At 68.6% G+C, this 21699-nt stretch carries 17 protein-coding genes and 1 tRNA gene; 6 read left to right on the top strand and 12 right to left on the bottom strand.

Going from position 1 to position 21699, the window contains the following annotated elements; translation table 11 throughout:
• Window positions 1-10: 10 nt before the first annotated feature.
• On the bottom strand, window positions 11-499 hold the full coding sequence (locus tag ABR571_RS11860) for a YbjN domain-containing protein (protein WP_409453411.1): 489 nt from the start codon (window positions 497-499) through the stop codon (window positions 11-13).
• A complete protein-coding gene (mshA, locus tag ABR571_RS11855; RefSeq protein WP_409453432.1) occupies window positions 496-1737 on the bottom strand; it encodes a D-inositol-3-phosphate glycosyltransferase in 1242 nt (413 codons plus the stop codon). Before mshA ends, ABR571_RS11860 begins: the two co-directional genes overlap by 4 nt.
• 235 nt (window positions 1738-1972) lie before the next feature.
• On the opposite strand from mshA, the gene ABR571_RS11850 reads away from it, so the two are divergent.
• Window positions 1973-2713, top strand: coding sequence for an SDR family NAD(P)-dependent oxidoreductase (locus tag ABR571_RS11850; protein WP_409453410.1), 741 nt, complete (start codon window positions 1973-1975; stop codon window positions 2711-2713).
• A gap of 68 nt (window positions 2714-2781) precedes the next feature.
• Here ABR571_RS11850 and ABR571_RS11845 read toward each other — a convergent pair whose 3' ends face one another.
• Window positions 2782-3801, bottom strand: coding sequence for a UDP-N-acetylmuramate dehydrogenase (locus ABR571_RS11845; protein ID WP_409453409.1), 1020 nt, complete (start codon window positions 3799-3801; stop codon window positions 2782-2784).
• A 42-nt stretch (window positions 3802-3843) separates the two neighbouring features.
• Here ABR571_RS11845 and ABR571_RS11840 point away from each other — a divergent pair, with 42 nt between their 5' ends.
• The gene (locus tag ABR571_RS11840; protein WP_409453408.1) at window positions 3844-4668 is read left to right on the top strand and encodes a class I SAM-dependent methyltransferase; all 825 of its coding nucleotides are present in this window, start codon (window positions 3844-3846) and stop codon (window positions 4666-4668) included.
• 76 nt (window positions 4669-4744) lie between these two features.
• Here the strand turns inward: ABR571_RS11840 and ABR571_RS11835 are convergent, their stop codons facing one another.
• Window positions 4745-5371 (bottom strand): N-acetyltransferase family protein, encoded by a 627-nt coding sequence (locus ABR571_RS11835; RefSeq protein WP_409453407.1) that lies wholly within the window; start codon window positions 5369-5371, stop codon window positions 4745-4747.
• 79 nt (window positions 5372-5450) lie between these two features.
• Window positions 5451-6212, bottom strand: coding sequence for a DUF6597 domain-containing transcriptional factor (locus ABR571_RS11830; RefSeq protein ID WP_409453406.1), 762 nt, complete (start codon window positions 6210-6212; stop codon window positions 5451-5453).
• A 124-nt stretch (window positions 6213-6336) separates the two neighbouring features.
• On the opposite strand from ABR571_RS11830, the gene ABR571_RS11825 reads away from it, so the two are divergent.
• The 3 genes from ABR571_RS11825 (at window position 6337) to ABR571_RS11815 (ending at window position 8549) form a co-directional block, all read left to right on the top strand.
• On the top strand, window positions 6337-6738 hold the full coding sequence (locus ABR571_RS11825) for a VOC family protein (RefSeq protein ID WP_409453405.1): 402 nt from the start codon (window positions 6337-6339) through the stop codon (window positions 6736-6738).
• Window positions 6739-6868: 130 nt separating this feature from the next.
• The gene (locus ABR571_RS11820) at window positions 6869-8365 is read left to right on the top strand and encodes a potassium/proton antiporter (protein ID WP_409453404.1); all 1497 of its coding nucleotides are present in this window, start codon (window positions 6869-6871) and stop codon (window positions 8363-8365) included.
• A 111-nt stretch (window positions 8366-8476) separates the two neighbouring features.
• Window positions 8477-8549, top strand: a tRNA-Lys gene (locus ABR571_RS11815).
• Window positions 8550-9049: 500 nt separating this feature from the next.
• On the opposite strand, the gene ABR571_RS11810 is transcribed toward ABR571_RS11815, so the two are convergent.
• From ABR571_RS11810 to ABR571_RS11780, 7 genes are all read right to left on the bottom strand, one after another.
• Window positions 9050-9277 carry a winged helix-turn-helix domain-containing protein gene (locus ABR571_RS11810; protein ID WP_409453431.1) on the bottom strand — a complete coding sequence of 76 codons (228 nt, stop codon included), beginning with the start codon at window positions 9275-9277 and terminating at the stop codon, window positions 9050-9052.
• On the bottom strand, window positions 9225-9521 hold the full coding sequence (locus ABR571_RS11805) for a hypothetical protein (protein ID WP_409453403.1): 297 nt from the start codon (window positions 9519-9521) through the stop codon (window positions 9225-9227). Before ABR571_RS11805 ends, ABR571_RS11810 begins: the two co-directional genes overlap by 53 nt.
• Window positions 9522-9729: 208 nt before the next feature.
• Window positions 9730-12354, bottom strand: a complete 2625-nt coding sequence (locus ABR571_RS11800; RefSeq protein WP_409453402.1) for an adenylate/guanylate cyclase domain-containing protein — start codon at window positions 12352-12354, stop codon at window positions 9730-9732.
• 146 nt (window positions 12355-12500) lie between these two features.
• The gene (locus ABR571_RS11795; RefSeq protein ID WP_409453401.1) at window positions 12501-12917 is read right to left on the bottom strand and encodes a hypothetical protein; all 417 of its coding nucleotides are present in this window, start codon (window positions 12915-12917) and stop codon (window positions 12501-12503) included.
• Window positions 12918-13254: 337 nt separating this feature from the next.
• Window positions 13255-13590: a hypothetical protein gene (locus ABR571_RS11790; protein ID WP_409453400.1), complete on the bottom strand. Its 336-nt coding sequence runs from the start codon at window positions 13588-13590 to the stop codon at window positions 13255-13257.
• 170 nt (window positions 13591-13760) lie between these two features.
• Window positions 13761-14054 carry a bleomycin resistance protein gene (locus ABR571_RS11785; protein WP_409453399.1) on the bottom strand — a complete coding sequence of 98 codons (294 nt, stop codon included), beginning with the start codon at window positions 14052-14054 and terminating at the stop codon, window positions 13761-13763.
• Window positions 14055-14819: 765 nt separating this feature from the next.
• The gene (locus tag ABR571_RS11780; RefSeq protein ID WP_409453398.1) at window positions 14820-17504 is read right to left on the bottom strand and encodes an ATP-binding protein; all 2685 of its coding nucleotides are present in this window, start codon (window positions 17502-17504) and stop codon (window positions 14820-14822) included.
• A 119-nt stretch (window positions 17505-17623) separates the two neighbouring features.
• Here ABR571_RS11780 and ABR571_RS11775 point away from each other — a divergent pair, with 119 nt between their 5' ends.
• Window positions 17624-20815, top strand: a complete 3192-nt coding sequence (locus ABR571_RS11775; protein ID WP_409453397.1) for an ATP-binding protein — start codon at window positions 17624-17626, stop codon at window positions 20813-20815.
• Window positions 20816-21699 lie beyond the last annotated feature (884 nt).

Here is a 21699-nt window from a genome sequence, read left to right as displayed (position 1 = left end):
CGCGGGTCGGTCAGTCGACCGGGCGCTGCGCGAAGTCCTTGAACGCGGCCAGATTGGCCAGCGGCTGATCGTTCTTGACCCGCCAGGCCCACTCGCGCCGGATCGACGAACCGAAGCCCATCTCGAGCAGGACGTTGAAAGAGCCGTCGGCATATTCGAGGACGCTGCCGAAGATGCGGTCGAGCTCGTCGGCAGTGACGGAGTGCAGCGGCACCCGACCGGTCAGGTAGACGTCGCCGGTCGCATCGATCGACCATGACACGGCATACATGCGGGCACTGCGCTGCAACAGCCACGCGTAAACGTGCTCGCGGTTCTCCTCCGGTGCGCGCAGCACGAACGCCTCGATCTCCAACGCGTGCGTGCCGACGGTGAGGATGCACGCCGTCTTGAGCCGCTTCTCACCCGGCAGCGCCACCGCGAAGGTGGCGTCGTCGAGCCGCTGCCACTCGAGGTCCTGCTCGGCGAGCGCCGACTCGATCGTCTCGACGACCGTCACCGCGGTGCTCCCGCCGTCGAGTGCAGTTCGTGAACGGCCTCGCCGTAGGCGACCAACAAGCCTTCGGCGGTCCGGTCCCACGAGAAGCGATCGGCGTGCCCGCGCGCGCCGTCGGCGAGCCGCGCGAGCGCCGACGGGGTGCGGAGCAAATCGGTCAGCACCTTCGCCCACTGCTGCGGATCGTGCCCGTCGACCAGCACACCGGACACGTCGTCGGCCACCGCGGTGGGCAGTCCACCCACGGCGGCGGCCACGACCGGCGTGCCGCAGGCCTGCGACTCGAGCGCGACCAACCCGAAGGACTCGTTGTAGCTGGGGACGACGGTGACGTCGGCGGCGCGGTAGTAGTAGGCAACCTCGGCCCGGGAGGCGGGTGGACGGAACAGCACCACGTCGCGGAGGTCGAGCTCGTCGCGCAGCGCGTGCAGGGAGTGCGGGTGGGCGAGTCCCGAACCGCTGGGCGCGCCGAGGATCACGACCTGCAGCCGATCGCGCAGGGCCGGCTCGTCACGGAGGATCGCGGCGGCCCGCATCAGGACGTCGGGGGCCTTGAGCGCCTGGATCCGGCCCACGAACAGCAGCGTGAGCGCGTCGGCCCGCAGCCCGAGCCGGCGCCGCGCCTCGGCGGCCGATCCGGGCACGAAGAGCTCGAGGTCGACGCCGGGGGCAATGGTGCGGACCTTGCCCGGCTCGGCGCCATAACGTCGGACGAGCTCGTCGGCTTCGTCCGCGGTCGAGGCGATCAACCGGTCGGCCTCGGCGACGACCTGCTCCTCGCCGATCACGCGGGCCAGGGGTTCGGGATCGTCGCCCTCGGCGAGCAGCGCGTTCTTCACCTTCGCCAGCGTGTGGGCCGAGTGCACGAGCGGCACCCCCCAGCGTTCGCGGGCTAACCAGCCCACCTGTCCGGACAACCAGTAGTGCGAGTGGATCACGTCGTACCAGCCCGGTTCGTGGTGCACCTCGGCTCGCATCACGCCGGCGGTGAAGGCACACAACTGGGCGGGCAGGTCGCCCTTGGCGAGGCCCTCGAAGGGGCCCGCGGTGACGTGCCGCACATGCACCTTCGGACACAGCTCCATGACCGGCGGCTGGTCGCTCGCGGTGGCCCGCGTGAAGATCTCTACCTCGATGTCCCGCTCGGCCAGCCGCTTCGCGGTCTCGACGATGTAGACGTTCATGCCGCCGGCGTCACCGCCGCCGGGCGGATCGAGAGGAGAGGTGTGGACGCTGAGCATCGCGACGCGCCGAAGGGGGCGATCGTGCGGCAGCACAGCACTCCCTCCGTCCGGCGATCCCGAGACTCAACACCGGCCCGGCCATTTTCATGCCCGCCCGAGTATCGGGGCAATCAGCGGCCGCGCGCATCTCGAGTTGACGGAGGCAGAAAGGCACTCCGCCGGGGCCGCCCCGTCGGCGCCGGCGAGTACCCGCCGCCGGCTCCCGGGGTTCGCGTGCCGGACAATCGGCCGCATGTCCCGCGGTACAGCAGTTGTCACTGGCGCCAGCAGCGGAATCGGGGCGGCGACAGCCCGCCGGCTGGCCGCCGAGGGATATGCCGTCGTGGCCGCGGCTCGGCGCCGGGACCGCCTGGATGCGCTGGCCGCCGAGGTGCCGGGCCTGCGGGCGGTGACGCTGGACGTCACCTCGGCCGACTCCATCGCCGAGCTGGCCGCGTCGCTGGACGACATCGCCGTGCTGGTGAACAACGCCGGAGGCGCCCTGGGCGTCGAACCGGTCGAGCGGGCCGACCCGGCGGACTGGCAGCAGATGTACGAGACGAACGTGTTGGGCGTGCTGCGGGTGACGCAGGCGCTGTTGCCGGCCCTCGAGCGGGGGTCGGGCGGCCACGTCGTCGTCACCGGGTCGATCGCCGGGCACTTGGTCTACGAGGGCGGCGGCGGGTACACCGCGGCCAAGCACGCAGCGACCGCGCTGGTCGAGACGCTGCGGCTGGAACTCAACGGCCGGCCGGTCCGCGTCACCGAGATCGCGCCGGGCATGGTGCAGACGGAAGAGTTCTCCCTCGTGCGCCTGCGGGGGGATGCCGATGCGGCCGCGAAGGTCTACGCCGGCGTGCCCGACCCGCTGTCGGCCGACGACGTGGCCGACTGCATCGCCTTCGCCGTCACCCGTCCGGCCCACGTCAACATCGACCTGCTGGTCGTGAAGCCGCTCGCGCAGGCCGCGCCGCACAAGGTCCACCGCCGCTGACCTTCCAAGTTGTCCGCGCTACACCACGTCATCGCGTGGGGACGCACGGACAAGTTCGGGTAAGCGGGTCAGAGCTCGACGCCGACGAGGTGCGCCTCCGGCCGCAGCCGGATGCCGAACCGCGACTCGACGCCGTCGCGGATCACGCGGGCCAGGTCGAGCAGTTCAGCCGTGGTCGCCGTCCCGCGGTTGGTCAGGGCCAGCGTGTGCTTGGTCGACAGCGCCACGCTGCCCCGTCCACGGTCGAGCCCGAAGCCCTTGCCGAAGCCGGCATTCTCGATCAGCCAGGCGGCGGAGAGCTTGATCCGTCCGTCGACCAGGAAGTTCGGACAACCGTCGGGCACTTGCTCCGGCGCGACGAACGGGTTGACGAAGAACGAGCCCACGCTCCAGGTGTCGTGGTCGGCGGCGTCGAGCACCATGCCCTTGCTTCGGCGCAGCTCGAGCACGACCTTCCGCACGTCGGCCGACGGCGCGCTCTCCCCCGGCTCGACCCCGAGCCGGCGAGCGACTTCCAGGTAGCGCAGCGGGGGCGCGTCCGGCGAGCGGCGCAGTCCGAACGTCACCGTCAGCACTACATACCTGTCGGTATGTTTGAAGGCGCTCGTGCGGAACCCGAAGCCGCAGCGATCTGGCGACCAGTCCTCGACCGCGCCGCTGCCCCGATCGAGCACCCGCAGCCCGACCACCACGTCGGACACCTCGCTGCCGTACGCGCCGACGTTCTGGATCGGCGTCGCGCCGGTCAGTCCCGGGATGCCGGACATCGCCGCCAGGCCCGACCACTCCCGTTCGACCGTGGTGGCCACGAACGCGTCCCACGGGTGCCCGGCAGCGACGGTGACGTGCACGGAATCGTCCACCTCGACCGCCTCGTAACCGTCCGAGCGGACGAGGACGACGAGGCCGTCCCACCCGTCGTCACTGACCACGAGGTTGCTGCCGCCGCCGACGACGAGGACCGGCTCGCCCGATGCATCGGCGGACCGGACGACGTCGACCAGCACGTCCGTGCTCGTCGCCTCGATGACCCGCGCGGCCGGACCGCCCAGGCGCAGCGTCGTCAGCTCGGCGAGTGTCTGAGGCACGTTTCGACGCTACCGGGCAGCCCGTTCCTAGACTGACGCACCGTGGCCGATTCCCCGCGCCGGGCGCAACCGCGCCTCGCCGCCGGCCGGGCCCGCGCCCTGGGCCTGCCGACGCGGGGGACGACGAACCCGAACCGGTTGCGGCGGATGGACAACTGGATCACCGCGCGGCTGGCCGCCGTGTTGCGGGACGCCGCTGATCCGCTGGTGGTCGACCTCGGCTACGGCGCCACGCCGGTCACCGCCGTCGAGCTGGCCGCGCGATTGCGCACAGTGCGGCCGGACGTCCGCGTGCTCGGCCTGGAACTCGACGCCGACCGGGTGGCCGCGGCCGGGCCGAGCGCCCATCCACCGCGCCTCACCTTCGCGCGCGGCGGGTTCGAGCTCGCCGGACACCGGCCGGTGATCGTGCGTGCCGCCAATGTGCTGCGCCAGTACGACGAGGCGGCGGCCGCGTCTGCCTGGGTCACCATGCGCGCCGGGCTCGCCGACAACGGAGTTCTCGTCGAAGGCACGTCCGACGAACTGGGCCGGCTCGGCTGCTGGGTGCTGCTCGACGGCACCGGCCCGCGGTCGCTCACCTTCGCGTGCCGGGTCGAGACGCTCACCCGGCCGGGTGAGCTGGCGCAACGCCTGCCCAAGGCGCTGATCCACCACAACGTCCCCGGCGAAGCGATCCACGCCTTGCTGCGGGAGTTCGACGCGGCCTGGGACGCGGCCGCCCCGCTGACTCCGTTCGGGCCGCGCCAGCGGTGGATCGCCGCGGGCCGCAGTCTGGCCGCCGGCGGCTGGCCGGTCGACGCCTCCCGCGCCCGTCATGGCGAGTTGACGGTGCCCTGGGCGGCGGTGGCCCCGCGACCCACCTGATCGACAGATCAGTTCCGTCGATTATCGACGGAACTGATCTGTTGATCACCGGGACGGGTTCTGCTGACCGGCTGACTCAGCCGGCGAGCCGCTGCCGGACCGAACCCAGCCCCAGCATCGCCGACTCCGGCAGGTACGTGTGCAAGTGCGCGTTGATGTCGGGCACCATGCGCGTGCGGCCGATGTCGACCATCAGCCGCTGGGCGGCGGCGACCGCGGTGGCCGGGTACGCGATCAGCTCGTGATAGCCGGCCACCTGCGCGACACCGGCGAGGTGGCTCATCAACTCGGTGCCGATTCCCAGACGCTGCCACTGGTCGTCGACCAGCAGGGCCACCTCGGCGCACAGGTGGTTGTGCAGGGCGTCGCGGTCGAGCAGGCCGGTGGCGACCACGTCGCCCTGGGTGGTGAGGACCACGACGCTGTTGGTACGGCGCAGGTCCCGGTCCATGGCCGCGACCGCAGGGGGACGCCCGCCGCACCGGTACCGGTCGAGCAGCGAGCGGGCACTGCACCGGGCGTGCAGCCGGGCGACCGCGGCGAGGTCGCGCGCCGAGCTCGGTCGCACGAGCAAGGTCTGGGCGCCGACCTGCAGCGTCCAGGGCTGCCGGACGAGCTCGGCGAGATCGGGATCTTCAGTACGTCGGATGGGGCCGGAGTCGACCGCGGGAACTGCCCTGAGGCACGGAGTGGAGGTTCGCATGATCGAACAGTGACAGCGCTGCATTTCGCGCAGGTGACGAGCACTCGACTTCAGTGCAACGCCTGGGGACGATGCCCGCTCAGCCGGACATTTCCGCCCGCAACGCCCGCGGCGTCAGGCTGCTGAAGGCGCCCACCTCGTGCGTCAGGTGCGCTTGGTCGACGTAGCCCAGTGCGGCGGCCGCGTCGCTCAACGGCATGGTCGGACGGCCGCCGAGGAGTTCGACGGTGGACTGGAAACGGACGATGCGGCCCAGCGTGCGCAATCCGTAGCCGAAGCTCGCGACGCACCGCCGGCGCAGCTGGCGATCCCCGAGGCCGAGCGCGTCCGGGTCCACCCGACGGCCGGTGCGCAACTGAGCGACGATCGCCCCGGCCAAGCGGTCCGGAGCAAATCCGGCCGTCCGGCGGACGAGGAACCCTTCGAGCCGGTCGGCGGCGGCGCCGACGGTGGCCGCCTCGGCCATCGCGTCGACGAGATCGCGGCCGTCGGCACCCCACAGGTCCCGTACGTCGACGCGCTGATCGCGCACGGCTGATGCCGGCAGCCCGAGGGCGCCGGCAACGGCACCGGGACGCAGCTGGAAGCCGAGGACCGGCCGGCCCGCCGGCAGGGTCTCGAGGCAGGCGACCGTGTCGGGGCCGGCCACGACGAGCCGGCCGTCGGCGAAAACGAGGTCGATCGCGGCGTCGGGCAACACGCGCAGGGTGCCGGCATCCGCAGGCACGACCGTCGTCCACACCGACGAGACGAGGCTCCGCAGCTCCGCCCGCCGCGGGGCACGGCGCTGTACGGCTCCGCCGGGCGCCAGCACCTCGCCGGGCGGCAGCGACGTCAACACCGTCCCAGTATCGCGGCTGGATGTCCGTTGCGTACAAGACGCGTGCCGAGCCGACGGCCAGACTGGGGGCCAACGGGCAACCCGACGATGCGGAGCGACGATGAAGGTGCAGTTCATTTCCAGTGTGAGTGTGATTGCGGCCGACCCGGCCGAGAGCCGCCGCCTCTACGTGGACGCGCTGGGGTTGCCGTTGGAGGAGCTGGCCGACGACTACTACGCCAGCGAGAAGATCGGCGGCAGCAATCACTTCGGTGTCTGGCCGCTCACCCAAGCCGCGCAGGCCTGCTTCGGGACGCCCGACTGGCCGACGGACGTGACGGTTCCCCAGGTCAGCATCGAGTTCGAGTTCGGCAGCCTCGACGAGATCGCCGACGCCACGGAAGAACTCGAGGCCAGGGGCCACGTCATGCTGCACCGGGTGCGCACCGAGCCCTGGGGGCAGGCTGTCGCACGGCTGCTCTCCCCCGAAGGCTGCATCGTCGGGCTCTCACACGCGCCCTGGCAGCACGAAAGCGACACCCACTGACGGGACCGATCGCCGCCCGCCCTGCGCACACCCGCCGGCTCCGCTGTCCGGTCCCCTAATCTGGGTCGGACAACGCGGCCGGAGGGTGACCGACTGCCCGTCCCGTCGCCTGAGCGGGGCCGGGGGTGTCGTGAGCCTGCAGGAGCTGTACCTCGCGCTGCTGGCGGGCGGGGCCGTGCTCCTGGTCAGTGTGGTCGCGACCCTTGCGGCCTCCCGCGTCGGCTTGCCGAGCCTCCTGCTCTTCCTCGGCCTCGGTGTCCTGCTCGGAGAGGACGTCCTCGGCGTCGACTTCAACGACGCACAACTCGCGCAGGATCTCGGCACGGCGGCGCTGGCCGTGATCCTGATCGAGGGCGGTCTCACTACGCGCTGGGAGGACGTCCGCTCCGCGCTCACGCCGGCGGCCCTGCTCGGCACGGTCGGCGTCGGCGTGAGCACCCTCGTGACCGCGGCGGGCGCGCACTTGCTGTTCGGATTCACCTGGCAAGTAGCGCTGTTGCTCGGCGCGACCGTGTCCTCGACCGACGCCGCGGCGGTGTTCTCGATCCTGCGGGTCCTGCCCCTGCCGAAGCGCGTGGCCGGCCTGCTCGAAGCCGAGTCCGGCGTCAACGACGCGCCCACCGTCGTCCTCGTCCTGATCTTCAGCGTCACGCCGTTCCACGTGTCCGGCTGGTCCCTGGCCGGCCACTTGAGTTACGAGCTCGTGGCGGGCGCGGCGATCGGTCTCGTACTCGGCCGGCTCGGGGCGCTGGCCTTGCCGCGACTGGCCCTCCCCGCGTCCGGCCTGTATCCGCTCGTCACGTTCGGCCTGGGCATCGTCGCGTTCGCAGCCGCGGGTTCGGCGCAGGCCAGCGGGTTCCTCGCCGCCTACCTCGCCGCGCTCGTGCTGGCCAATTCGGGCCTGCCCCACCGGGCGGCGACCCGTTCCTTCGCCGAGGGGTTGGGCTGGCTGGCGCAGATCGGGCTGTTCGTGCTGCTCGGCCTGCTCGTGACGCCGCACAAGTTGGGCAGCGCCGTCCTGCCGGCCCTCGGTGTCGGCCTGGTGCTCCTGCTCGCCGCCCGCCCGCTGGCCGTTGCGTTGTGCCTGCTGCCGTTCCGCTTCCCGGTGCGCGAGCAGGTGTTCCTGTCCTGGGCGGGCCTGCGCGGTGCCGTGCCGATCGTGCTGGCGACCTTCGCCGTCGTGCGCGGTGTGCCGGACAGTGACCACCTGCTCAACGTGGTGTTCGTCCTCGTCGTGATCTTCACGCTGGTGCAGGGCCCGAGCCTGTATCCGCTCGCGCGCTGGTTGCAGATCAGCCCACGGGAAAGCACCCGTGAACTGATGGTCGAGGCCGCCCCGCTCGACGTGCTCGACGCCGAGCTCATCACGATGACGATCCCGCCCGCCTCGAGACTGCACTCGACGTCGATCCTCGAACTGCAGCTGCCGGCGCCGAGTGTCGTCACCCTGGTCATCCGCGACGGCAAGACGTTCGTCCCCAGCCGCGACACCCAACTGCGTACCGGCGACGAGCTGCTCATCGTCACCACCCGGACCGGCCGCAACCGCACCGAGCGGCGACTGCGTGCGGTCAGCCGGGCCGGCCCGCTCGCGCACTGGTTCAACGAGTACGGCGACCAGGCGTGAAGCGACGCGTCATGCGGCCGGGACAACAAGCGCCATGGGAGGGCATGAGCGGACGTCCGTCTGTCAGACTTGTGGGCGCGGGTCGGCGCATCAGCCGCCGGACCGCCGTCAGGGCCTCTAGCTCAGTCGGTAGAGCAGCGGACTTTTAATCCGTAGGTCGTCGGTTCGAGCCCGACGGGGCCCACGACATAACGTCAGATTTCTCGGGCGTTCGAGTCGAAGGGCGAGTTCAGGTCGTCTCGCATCAGCCACGGGACCAGCCACCCGAGCAGATGTCCTTGGATCCTCATGGACGCTGTCCTCTGACAAACTGGCTGCGCACGGGCCTCTAGGTCAACGGCGATCCTGCGGCTTCAACTCAATAGGAGCGCTTCGTCGAAACGACGGGGATGTCAGCACTTAGATTCGGAAACTCTTCCCAGGCCGGCATGGTCTGGAATGGCAATTCCGAGCCAAGCCGAGGTCACCTCGGAAGGTATAGAGACTGGACGGGTGGCACCTAACACGGGCGAGCGTCAGGGTGAAGGGACAGTCCAGCCCACAAACGTCCTCAGGCGGCTGCGAGAGCCGAAGTGGAGGTTAATCCGTCGGTTGCGGGTTCGAGCCGCGCGAGGCCCACTGACTGCCAAGATGACGGAACCGCCTCGGGCTAGCAGCGACCGCGCCAAGGGTTCTTGCTTCCTATCAGCAGGTCGTGCCGGCCTCGGTGAGTTCCCACCAACCGGAACGCGTTCCGCGCTCGATCAGGCCCTCCTTCGCCATTTGCATGCGCTCCCATCTCGCAGCGTTGCGCCAGCGGACCTCTTTAGTGCTTACTGTCGCGTAGTCCCCCTCGCGGAACTTTGATCCCATACGAAGGTCAATCTCGCCGAGGACCTCGACCATTTCTCGGCCACCCCCAGCTTCGAGCAGGATGTCGCGGATCGCCGGTCGAAAGCTGCGGCGTCATCGGCAGTTGGGTTCGTCGCGTTCCTTGAATTGATCGTCCAGCGACCCCGAAGGTGCCAGACGGCGAGGCTGCTGCAGTGTGCGTCATGAGAATTCCTTCCGTCAGCGCAAGCTCGCGCCTGAGCACTGTGTTCGGGGTGTCCACGAAGGGCTGTGCCCTGCTCTGCAGATACTCGAAAACGTCGTCGTCAACCTCGATCTGATGCACTGCGTCGGATCCTCCTCTGCACTCCGCCGTCTGCCTCCATGAGGCTCCAGAGTGAAAGTGAGAGGAGACGGAGTCAAGGCGTCTCCGCGGTCAGGGCTGTCGAGTTCCTCTGGAGTCACAGAGATGACTCGAAGTACGACCGTACGTAACGACGGAAACAGCGCCGCCGAAGGTATGAGGCGCCGGCGCTTTCGGCGCCACTGTCCGGCTACTCGTCCGCCGCCCGGGTGCCGAGCGCGGCGAGTGCCCGCCGCGCGAGGTCTATAGCTTCGGCCATGGTCACGTTGCCGATCCCCGCCATCAGCGTTGCGACTCTGTCGGCCCCGAGCTCGTCAGCGAGTTTACTGCGTAGCTGCTCACGGTCGGCGGCCTCGCCCGGGTCGAGGAAGCCGTACCCGCGGCCAAGACTCGCCGAAGCACCGAGCACCCGTGCAGCCGCCGCCGGATCTGACCTTGCGAGAATGCCGGCGACGCCGTTGATTGCCCAGGCCGTGGCCATCGGTGACCCCCCTTTCACGGCGAGGTCGAGGGCGTACTCCAAATATCCGGTGACGCGCGTTTGTGGTCCGCTGGTCTCCGCTAGGGCCTGGGCCAGGCTGACCGTGGTGTGCAGCCGGCCGGTGGGAGAGGCCTGGCCCTGTTCCAATGTGACCATCGCGCGTTCCGCATAGTGCAGTGCCAACCGTGAGTCGCCGGTCACCCGAGCCATCTCGCCGAGATTGGTCAATGCCGTCGCGGCCATCTCGACGTCACCGATGCGCTGCGCGAGCTCGCCCAGCTCGATGTGCTGAGTGCGCGAGAGGTCGACGTCGCCGGCGAGGAAATTGCTAGCCGCTCGGGTGAGCATGGCCCGGGCCAACGCCGAGCTTTCCCCAGCCGTCCGCAGCAGGCCGACTGCCGATTCCATCTCGGCGCGGCAGCTGTCGAAGTCGCTGAGGCGGTAGGCGGCAATCCCGGCGGCGTGGTGCGCTTTGCCCAAGGCGGCAGGCTCCGCATCGGGGATCGCGGCCAGCAACCGCTCGGCCCAGGCCCGACCCTCTGTCGCGTTTCCGCGATGCAACCAGTAGTAGGTCAGGGCGCCGACGAGCCTCAGCCCCTCCGGCGAGCGGTTGGCCACGGCCCAGCCGAGTGCGGCGCGAAGATTGTCGACCTCCCGATGGACGGCCTCAAAGGCGGCGGGTTGGTCAGCGGCACGCAGCTGCTCCTCAATGGCTTCGGCGAAGGCCGTGCACCACAGCAGCAGGTTCCGTGCACTGTCGTCCGCCTCCCCGACCTGGTGGAGCGCCCGCCGACCGTAGGAACGAATAGTCTCCAGCAGCCGGTAACGCTGGGCGTCGGGATCGCGGATCACCAACGACTTGCTGACCAGATCGGCGAGCATCTCGAGCGTGCTGCCGTCGGCGGGGCCGACCGCCTCCGCGGCATCCAGCAAAAAGCTGCCCGGAAAGATCGACAAACGGCGCAGAAGCTCCTGCTCGGCGGGGCTGAGCAACTCATAGCTGCGCCCGATCGTGGCTTCCAGAGTCCGGTGCCGGTCGGGCCGGCCGCGCTCCCCCCCGGGTGCTCGAAGCAACTGGTCGGTAAGTCGCCCGGCGATGGCCGACAGCGGTAGCGCGCCGACCCGCGCGGCGACCAGTTCGATGCCGAGCGGCAGGCCGTCCAGTCGCTGACAAATCACGGCGACGTCGGCAGCGTTCTCCTCCGTCACCTCAAATTCGGGGTCCGCCAGTCGGGCGCGATCTCGGAATAGACGTGCCGCCGCGCTGCTGCGGATGACGGCGAGGTCAGCGGCGGGGTCGGCAACTGTCAACGGATGGACTCGCCACACCTGCTCACCACTTAGGCCGAGCTGCTCACGGCTCGTCGCCATGATGCGCAACCCAGGAGCCCGATTCAACAGCGTCTGGGCCGCCGTGCCAGCGGCGTCCAGCAGGTGCTCGCAGTTATCGAGCAGCAGCAGACGCGAACGCCCGGCCAAGTCGTCCGCCACCGCCTCCAGCGGATCGGCTCCCGGATCGGCGCGAACGCCACACGCATCCCCGATCGCGGCTGGGACAAGCCCGGCATCCTTGAGCGGAGACAGGTCACACAAGCGCACCCCCGCATCGAACGTGGGGGCTAGCCGGGCACCGAGTTCCACTGCGAGCCGCGTCTTGCCGGCTCCGCCCGGCCCGACTATGCAGACCAAGCGCTGACGCTGAACCAGGGACGCGACGTGTTCCAACTCGTCGCGACGGCCCACGAACGACGTTCTCGTATCCGGCAGGTTGTGCGACTGAGCCGGCGAAGCCCGCAAGGCCGGGAACGCCGACGCCAATCGCGGGTGCGTGAGCTGGAACAGGTGCTGCGGAACATCGAAGTCCTTCAAGATGAACGGCCCACGATCCAATAGCCCGATATCTCCCGGGAGATCCGGCCCGGCCTGCTGCGCGGTTACGGCGGAGACCAGGACCTGCCCGCCGTGTGCCGCGTCGGCGATGCGGGCTGCCTGATGGACAGCGACCTCAAGATAGTCACCGTCGTCGCCGGGCACGGCCTCACCTGAGTGCAGCCCCATTCGGACGCGCACTGGACTGCCGTCGGGCCAGCAAACGGCCTCCAGTGCGAACTGCGCCGATGCGCAGGCCCGCAGCGCTGCGGCAGCCTCGGCGAAGACGATGAAGAAGCCATCGCCGTCAGCCTTGATTTCGAAACCACCGTGTTCTGCTATCGCACCCCGGATGGCCGCCCGATGTGAGTTGAGCACAGCAACGAACTGGTCGCGAAAGAGGTGAAAACTCCGGGTCGACCCCTCAACGTCAGTAAAGAGAAACGTGACCAGGCCGGCAGGCAACGCTCGCCCGTCCCGAGGGCGTTCAGCGCGCATCTGCCCCCCAGCAGTCGAACCGAATAACCCGACCGTACGCCGCCTGCGGGAAGAGTCCAGCCGAGTGGCTGCCGCACCGTCGGTCCAAGCCGTGGCGGCTGGCGGCCCGACCGTTACGCCTCAATCTTCGCGGCCTTCAGCAGCTGTGCGAGCCTGCCGATCTCGCTGGACGCGGGAGTCGTGGTGAGCTCGTCCTGCAGCTGGGCCCACATGTCGCGCATGGTCAAGAACGAGAATTCGCACCCGGCTAGATTGCCGGCAATTGTCGGGTCGGATTGCCAGGCAGCGTTGGCTTCGTCCTGGCTGATCTTGCCCCGCAGACGGGTCACTGCGATCGAGTAACGGAACCTGCTCACCCCGGTGACGCGTTCCACCTCTGCACGGAAGGCAGCCGCCCACTTCGGGTCCCAGACCTCACGGAAACCTCGCCACGTCTCGCGCTTCGGGTTCTTCTTTTCACCGCGGAGTTCACGTAGCTTCGCACCCGTGTCGAAGCCCGGCTGCCACGATTTGCAGGACACCACCCACACTCGGGACCGCCTCTCGTCGCCGGCTTATATCCGATGACGCCGACGTCGCTCGGCACTGAATCCTGGTTTGCAATGAAACCCGCGGCGTCCTTCGGGGGCTTGAACCGCACGTTATGCCGGGTGAAGTAACCGCGGAGTTGCAGGTAATCCTCCACCACCTGTTCGAGAACGTCCTCCTTCATTCGGGTCCCCTTTCGCCTTCGCGCTGTACCCCGACCTCTGTTGCTGGCCCTGACACGGCCTAGAGCCACGAACGTGGGCGAGGCTCGCCGACAGCATCCGCGAGACCTCGGCTACAGCTTCTTCCGCACTCGCTTGACCTTCGCGTCTATCAACGTCATAGCGATGCTTCCGACCTCTTCGTAAGCTCTTCAGCAACGTCGCGGATGTCATGGGTCGGCTGATACTTGTATTGATCAAGGAATGCCCTCATGCGAGCGTGCCGCTCAGCAGCATCGGCACCGGCGCGCTGGATGATAAAGTCGCGCCAGTCACCGCCCTGTTTCTTCGCGTTGCACGCGCAACAACGGCCACCGAAGAAGTCCTTGATCGTTGCAACATCCTTGGCACCGCCGTACGGGGCGTACCCGCGTTCGACGTCGTATGCAGCACCGATCTCCTGCAGAAAGATCCGCAGGGCCGTGTTTGCGATGTCAGGACGTCCTCTAGCCACGAACGGACGCTAGCTCTGATCGGCCGCTGCCGCCACGTGCTCGTCCGCTGCATTGACTTCAGCTGCAACCGGCAGAGCCGGTCGAGCCGGTCGCGGCAGATGAGCGCACTCGCCACCGGGCGACCGAAGGCATGTCGTATCCCAGCACGGGCGTGGCTCTGACGGATCGCTCAGGGCCTCTGCGGGAATTGCGCGAAGTGAAGGAGCACCCCGCAGGGGTCCCAGACGTAGGTGACTCGCGCCCACCCTTCGTCCTTCGGTTGTTCGACTCGCGCGTCATCGTACGAACCGGAGGCAAGGACGGAAGACACCTTGTCGTACCAGTCGTCCGCCGAGTTGACCACAACCGTGATCATGGTGTTCTCTGCCCACTGCTTTACATAGTGGTCCTGCAGCATCATGTGTTTTCCGGCCAGGGACAGCAGGACAAGCCCGCCGTCGTCCCATAGCTCGGTCCAACCCACGGCGCAATAGAAAGCCTGCGAGGTCGCGAGGTCAAGGGCGGGCACATAGGACCGGACGTCGGTGACACCTCAGATCGACCATCAACACACCGTCAACCGACAGCCCCGAGTCGTCAAGCTGTCGAACTGACCTCTCTCAGCGCCAGGCCGAGATGTTTCATGCCCGCCATCAGCAGGATCAGCGCACGGCCAGCGGCATGAGCGGTTAGCGTCTCGGCAGTGCGGGCGTGTAGCACCTTCGTCGCTGGCCGCCTCTTCCCCCGACGACTTTGGCGGCCCTTGGCGTTACTACTTAGCCGCCGACACTGGCCTGGCAGGCGACCACCGTGCCGAGGTGCTCCCCGGCGAAGAATCTGTAGGCCGTGCCAGGCGGCTGCGGACTGGTCAGCTCTCGAATCTGGTGTGACTCCTGCCCGCGTGCACCCGGTTGACCGGCCAGGCCGGAGGACAAGATACCGATACAGGCCGCATGGCTACTAGCCGCCGAAGCCGGAGCGACAGGTATGCCGATGGAAGCAATTGCCGCAGTCGCGCAGATCAGAACCCTCATCCGACGACACCCTCCGTAGTTGAGTGGGGGTGACCGTAGCGCCGTCCACGCACATGCGCTTGTCGATCACCAAAGTCGGGAGGGAGAACCAGCGTGTCATCGGCAGATCCGCGCACTGTCTGCGGCAGATGCGGGCGTTCACTTATCTCTGCCGCTCGCTGCGACCCACGACCCGCGATGGAGGGTGCAACGCCCTTGAGCCACGGGTGGTGCGGCTAGTGCAGGTTCAGTGCGCTTGCCGGAGCCTGCAGGAGGGTCAGCGCTTCGGTGGGTTCCAACAAGGCGCCCGAGGGGGCGGGCTCGACCTCGTTGAGGACGCCGAACTCGTCGCCCTGCTGCCACTCCGCCCAGGGAAGGTCGGTATGGCTGGCGGCATATCCCTGGGCGCAGCCGAGCACGAGCGCAGCCACGTCGCGCCGCCCGAGGAGGTGCGCCGCTGCTGCGAGGTTGAACAACCCGGTGATGATGAGATCAGGAAAGTGCCGACGCGCCCCGATCTCGACCGCACTGGCCGCGGCTGCCGCAGCGGCGGCTGCATCGCGGTTCTGCAGATGCAGCTGCGAGATGAGGTAGTCGCTTCGGCCCACCTCGAACTCGTCGCCGAGCTTGGCGAACTTCGCGCGGACGTCGGCGGCGCTTGAGAGCGACTCCTCGACATTGTCGGCTGAGACGCGCGCGACCGCGACCATCCGCTGCAAGACCGCGCGATGTCGAGGATCCGTGGTCGTCTGTCGCGCTTTTTCATAGATTGTGGCGGCCTCGGCCGGCGCGTGTTCGCGGAGTTTGTCGGCCTCATGGTGCAGCAGGGATGCGTAGAGATCGGGGTTCTCTGGAGTTGCGATCGCACGCAGCCGGTCGAGCAACGCGTCGCGCACCTCGGGCACGTTCAGGAAGAGGAGCGCCGCGTTGTACACCAGCCAGCCATAGGCATCATCTTCAGGTGAGTCGACGTCGGCGATGACGCGCTGCGCCCACGCTCGCGTCTCGGCGCCGGTGCCGCGAACGAAGGCATACCGGGCGGCTCGGCCGGCAAGGGTGAGTCGTTCGTGCGACCACGGCAGATCGTCGGTGGCGGCGAATGCCTCAGCGGCGCGCATCTCCGGCAGCATCCGCGCGGCCAGGTTTATCCAGCCGGCATCGGCCGGCTTGTCCGGGCGGGTAGGGACAACTGCCGTGGCGTCCAGAACCCATCGGACGTGTCGCCGTTTCACCGCGACCGCCTCGCCGGCCGCCAGCAGCTCACGCTCTGCGAATTCGGCCACCGTGACCAGCGTCCGGAACCGCATCGGCCGGTCCGACGTCCGCATGAGCAGGCTCTTGTCGGCCAGCGACGCCACGGCGTCATCGACCTCGGCATCATCAGAGTCGTCGACGAGTACGGCCGCCGCGTCGTCCACGCTGAACGGGCTGTGGAACACCGCGAGCCGCCGGAAGGCGATCTGCTCGATGCCGCTGAGCAACTCGTAACTCCAGGCGAGCGTCGAAGCGAGCGTGCGGTGATGGGGAGTCAGCTGACTGCCGCGCGGCAGAGCCATCGACAATCTGCGCTCCAGCCGCCCCTCCACCGCATCGACACCGAGCGAAGCGACCCGCGCGGCCACCAACTCCAGCGCCAGTGGCAGCCCATCGACCTCGCGGCAGATCCGGCCGACCGCAGCCGCCGTGTGCTCGTCCACGGCGAAGGACGGATTCCTCAGCCGGACGCGCTCGGCGAACAGCCGAACCGCGTCGTACTGCTCGACGTCTCCGTCCGACTCCTCGGGCGGCAAGGGCAAGGGATCGAGACGGAATACCCGCTCGCCGGCGATGCCCAGCGGCTCGCGGCTCGTCGCTATCACGTGTACGTCCCGGCATTCGGTGACGATCCGCTCGACCACGGCGGCGACCTCGCCGAGAACGTGCTCGCAGTTGTCGAGGACAAGGGCAAGCTGGCGCTCGCGCAACGCCACGGTCAACCCAGCGATCAGATCCGGTGGATCGGCGACGCGAACCTCGAGCGCGCCCGCGATGGTCTCGACCACCAGAGAGGGCTCGCTCACCTGCGCCAGCATCGCCAGCCAAGCGCCGTCACGAAACTGCGGGGCCAACCGATGCGCCAATTCGAAGGCGGTGCGCGTCTTGCCCACGCCCCCTGGCCCCGCGATCGTCACCAGACGCGAGGTTCGGGCGTACTGCTCCAAGTCAGCCAGCTCCCGAGAACGGCCGACATAGGACGTCAGCATCGCCGGGACATTGTTTGCTCGAGCTTGCGGCACTCGAGGCGGGCGGTCGTTCAGCCCCGCGCGCAGCAGCATCACCGGCTCGTCGAAGTCCTTGAGAACGAACCGGCCGAGCGGGGTCACCGTGGCCGAGAGTGCTGATGTCAGCCGCTCCGCAACCGACGGCGTGAGCAGGATCTGGTCCCCGTTCGCCGCCGTCATGACCCGCGCCGCGCGGTTCACCGCGAGGGACGTGTAGTCATCGTCCTGCGGGACCGCGAGGCCCGTGTCGATGCCGATTCGGGTGCGGACCAGCACGTCGCCCGGCCAACGTTCGTCGCGTAGCGCGCGTTGAATGGCCGCTCCCGCCGCCAACGCGTCATCCGCGCTACCGAACGCCGCGAAGACACCGTCGCCCATTGACTTCACCACGTGGCCGCCGTGCCGGCTGACCAGCAGCTGCAGCAGTCGGTCGTGCCGGCGAACCAAAGCGCGGTAGTCCTCGCCCAACCGATGCTGAAGCCGGGTCGAACCTTCGATATCGGTGAACAGGAAGCTCACCTCACCGGAAGGGAGGTCGGCCATGGAGACAGATGCTAGCTGCCAGGCGGAACTGATCTTGGTAAACCGACGCAAGCCTGTTCCGAAATAATCCGCACATCGGCGGATCCGGTTGGGGCACATTGACGCACGCTCGCGCAACCCGGCGTGTGGCTGGATGCACCATGTCAGCGGCGTGACCGTGCGATTCCGAACACTCAGGACGCAGTGTTGAGCAGCCGGCGCGGCCTATTGGTCGACAGCGATGCGATCATTCGTCGGTGGCCGATGACGCGGGTGTGAGCGGTGCCGGCCGGGCGCTGCCCGGCGGCGAGGTCACCTTTGTTTTCACCGACATCGAGGGCTCGACCCGCTTGCTCCGAGAACTCGGTGACCGCTATGTCGGCGTGCTGGCACGGCACCGCGAGCTCCTGGAAGGCGAGGCCGTCGCCGGGGGTGGCGTCGTCGTCGACGCCGAGGGCGATGCGCTGTTTATCGCATTCACGGATGCAGCTTCGGCGCTTCGCGCCTGCGTGCGTGGTCATCAGGCCCTGGCCGTCGAGCAGTGGTCGAACGGAGTGCAGGTACGGGTCCGGACCGGCCTGCACACCGGCGACGCTGCGCCGGTGCAGGGTCGATATGCGGCACTCGCGGTCCATCAGGCCGCTCGCATCGCGGCGGCCGGCCACGGCGGTCAGATCGTGCTCTCTGACGCGACTCTGGATGCAGCGTCGGACGTCACGTTCGGGGTACTGCGCGATCTGGGTCAGCACTACCTCAAGGACTTCGACGAGCCGGTACGGCTCTGGCAGCTCACCGCCCCCGGAGCACCTGCCGACTTCGCCGACCTGCGGACGGGCCATGTCTCATTGCCGCTGACGCACTCGGCCCCGCCGCGCCTGGTCGGCGCTCCGGCACAGTGGACGAGCTTCGTCGGACGAGAGGTTGAGAAGCACGCCGCCGTCAAGGCTCTGTCCGAAGCGCGGCTGGTCACGCTGCTGGGGCCCGGGGGTGTGGGCAAGTCGCGCCTGTCCATCGAGGTGGCGGGCAGCATCAGCGGGGAGTTCGAGCACGGCGCAATGTTTGTCGAGCTCGTGCCCGTGCGGCCGGGCTTCCTCGGACAAGCCGTCGCCGCCGCACTCGAGGTCCGCGGCCGTGTCGGCCAGGCAACCGAGGAGAGCGTCGTCGAGCACCTCGCGACGCGCCACGCGCTCGTGGTGCTCGACAACTGCGAACACGTCCTGCCGGAAGTCGTGGCATTGACCACGCGCATCCTCCGGGGCTGCCCCCGAGTCACTCTCCTCACGACCAGCCGGGAGCGGCTCGGGGTTCCTGGCGAACGCGTGCTCGGGGTGCCGCCGCTTGGGAGAGCATCCGCAGAAGCCCCCTCCTCCCCCTCCGAAGCGGTGCGGCTGTTCCTCGACCGCGCGCAGGATGCTGATGCGGGGTTCGACGAGGACACTGCTCTCGTCGCTGAACTGTGTGATCGCCTCGACGGGATGCCGCTTGCGATCGAACTCGCGGCTGCCCGGGCGGCCTCGCTCGGCGTCTCCGGACTCCTGGCTGGTCTCGGCGACCGGCTGCGGTTGCTCGCGGGCGGGCAAAGCGCGGACGAGCGGCACCGATCCCTCCGATCGGTGCTCGACTGGAGCCACAGCCTGTTGACCGACGAGGAAGCCCGCTTCCTGGAGCGGCTCGGAATCTTCGTCAACGGCTTCGACCTCGAAGCCGCGGCGCAGGTGGCCGCCGATGGCGAGGCCGCGGCCGCGGCGGACTTGCTCGGCCGGCTGGCAGACAAGAGCCTGTTGGTGCGGCAACGGGGCTCGGTCCCGCGCTGGCGTTTGTTGGAAACGGTGCGCACTTACGCGATCGACAGGCTCAATGCGAGCGATGCCGCCGCGGGCGTACGGAGCCGGCACCTCGCGTGGGCGGCCGCCGCGGCGCGCGACATCGAGTCGCGACTGGACAGCGACCCGCTGTGGCGAACGGCCTTCGACGGTCTCGCCGACGATCTTCGCGCTGTGATCAGCTACGACATCGAGCCGCAGACCGTGCATGGTGTCGCGCTGAGCACCGGCAGGATCGCGTTCGCGTACCGGTTCTTCGACGAGGCGAAGGCACATCTGGACCGGGCAGCCGAGTTGGCGCCGGATCCGGTTTCGGCGATTACAGCCGTGCGCGAGGCCGCCGATGTCTGTCAGGCGAACGTTTGGACGGACGCGTCCGTCGCCCGCCTACTCCGGGCCGCTGAGATCGCCGCGGCGGCAGGCCTCGATGGGTACCGCGCCAGCTGCCTCGCCCAAGCGGTGATCGCGGCGATCCGCTTCCCGGCCGGCATGAGGGAGACTATTCCACCGGAGCGACTTGCCGAGTTGCTCGACGAGGCGAGGCAACTGGCACCGAAGGAGGACCTCCTCGCTCATGCCTACCTGGAAGTGGCCAGTGCCTGGATGTCCAGCCTGAACAGTTCGTTCCTGACCGTTGAGGCGGGAACGGCGCAGGCGGCGCTCACCGCTGCGAGGGCCGCCGATGACCCGGTGCTGATCTCCAGCGCTCTCGACGCGGTCATGTCGGATCTGCTCGGCCGTGGCCGGACCAAGGCGGCGTTCGACGTCGCGCGGGATCGCGTCGCCAGCGTCGGCCAACTGTCGCCGCATGATCCCCGAGCGACCATCGAACGCGGCGACACCTTCCACATGTACAACGAGATGGCTGTCGCGGCCGGCGAGCTGCCGAGCGCAGTCACTGAGATGCGCCGGCTCCAGCACGACGAGGCGAGCGTCTTCGTCGGGTACGGCGCGGCGAGCCGGTCAATTCCCGGACTGGTGCTCACCGGCCGGATGGACGAGGCGGCGCGCCACGCGGACGCGATGTGGGCGGGATGGCAGGCATCCGGTAGCCCGACGGCGCGCTGGATGACCCCGTACGTCCTCACCGCAACCCTAACGAGCGGACTGCGCGGTGACCAGGATGCCGCCGCCGAATGGCTGCGGCGCACGCAAGAGGTCGTCGGCGACGTCGACATGTTCGAGCATCAGAGCTCGGCCAGCTGCGCGGCCTTCGTCGTCGGGCGTATCGAGATGCATGCCGGCCGTCACACCGTGGGCGCCGAGCGCACGCGAGCGTTCCGCTCACGAGTCGGAGCCTGGTACACCTTCGACAGCCACTGGAACTTCGACGCTTACGTGTGGGCGCTCGACGCCGAACTGGCAGTGCTCGCACACGCCACCGACGCGGACGACCGGCTCGTCGGCGCGGCCCCGGCGGGCGTCGAGTGTCGGTGGGCACACGCCTGTCTCCTCCGTGCTCACGGCCGCCGCCAGAACAATCGTCAACTGCTCGACCAATCCATCGCGGCGTGGGAAGACATCGACGCGCGCTTCGAGCGCGCCTGCACCCTGCTTCTCCTTGCCGATCGGGCGGAGGAGGGCGTTACAGAGCTTCACGCCATCGGTGCGACGCTGCCCAAGTGACGCCAGCGCCTCCCGAAAAGCAACCGACCGGCACTCACGGAGGGCAGCGCCTCGGACGTCTGGCAGGACACGCCCTCTAGGTCAAGTGTCTACTACCAATTCGTGGACGCGAACGGGCGCGTAGCCGTCGGCAACCGCTCATCGGTGCGAGTTCAGGCGGTAATCCGAGGTCGGTCCCCTGGCGCAGACCTGCCGACTGACCGCGCTCTGCTTTCGCCAGCTTGCCCGCGGTGCGGTGGGGAACTCGACCGGGTCGAGTCTGGCGGTGATGGAGCTCGCCACTGGCACTTGAAGTGCTACACCCCGCGGGATCAGAGGGTTCCGTACCAATGGACCGAGGACGACGAGCCCTGCCGCGAGTGCTTTCCTCGCCACCGCGACTAGGCCCACCATTGCGTCCAGCGCTTCGCGAGCCCCCGAAGGTGGCCCGGTTCGGCCGGGCTCGGTCGACAACGGCCCTCAGAAGGCATCGAGGCGCAGAATTTACCGCCAACCTCAGAAGCGCGGCGGCGATCCGTCCTCGACGCCTCGACTGAGCGAGTGTGCTAGCCGCGTTTGGACTTAGGCAGTCGTACGCCTCCGCGGACGAGCTTGTCCAACTGTCGCTTGTACTCAGCGGGGGCGATGGGTGTGTCGGCCGCTGCGCGGCAGATCCGGTGGCCGCTGCGCGGCAGATGCCGACGTTTTAGGACATCAAAGAGGCGGCCGACCTAATTCGGTTACGAAGGACAGGGACCCAATGGTCACCATATCTGGCCTGTAGGTGCGGACGGGTCCAGTCCGCCCCGGTGATGAGGCCACGGCAGCCGACCGAACAACACTCACATCTCATCCTGAATTCAGGGTCGTCGGTCAGCGTCCCGTAGTCGACAGTCAGTTCGGTA

Origin of the sequence: Jatrophihabitans sp. (assembly GCF_046262535.1) — a bacterium.
Lineage (GTDB): Bacteria > Actinomycetota > Actinomycetes > Mycobacteriales > Jatrophihabitantaceae > Jatrophihabitans.
Note: the sequence above shows the minus strand (reverse complement) of the source record. Positions and strands in the feature narration are given on the sequence as shown.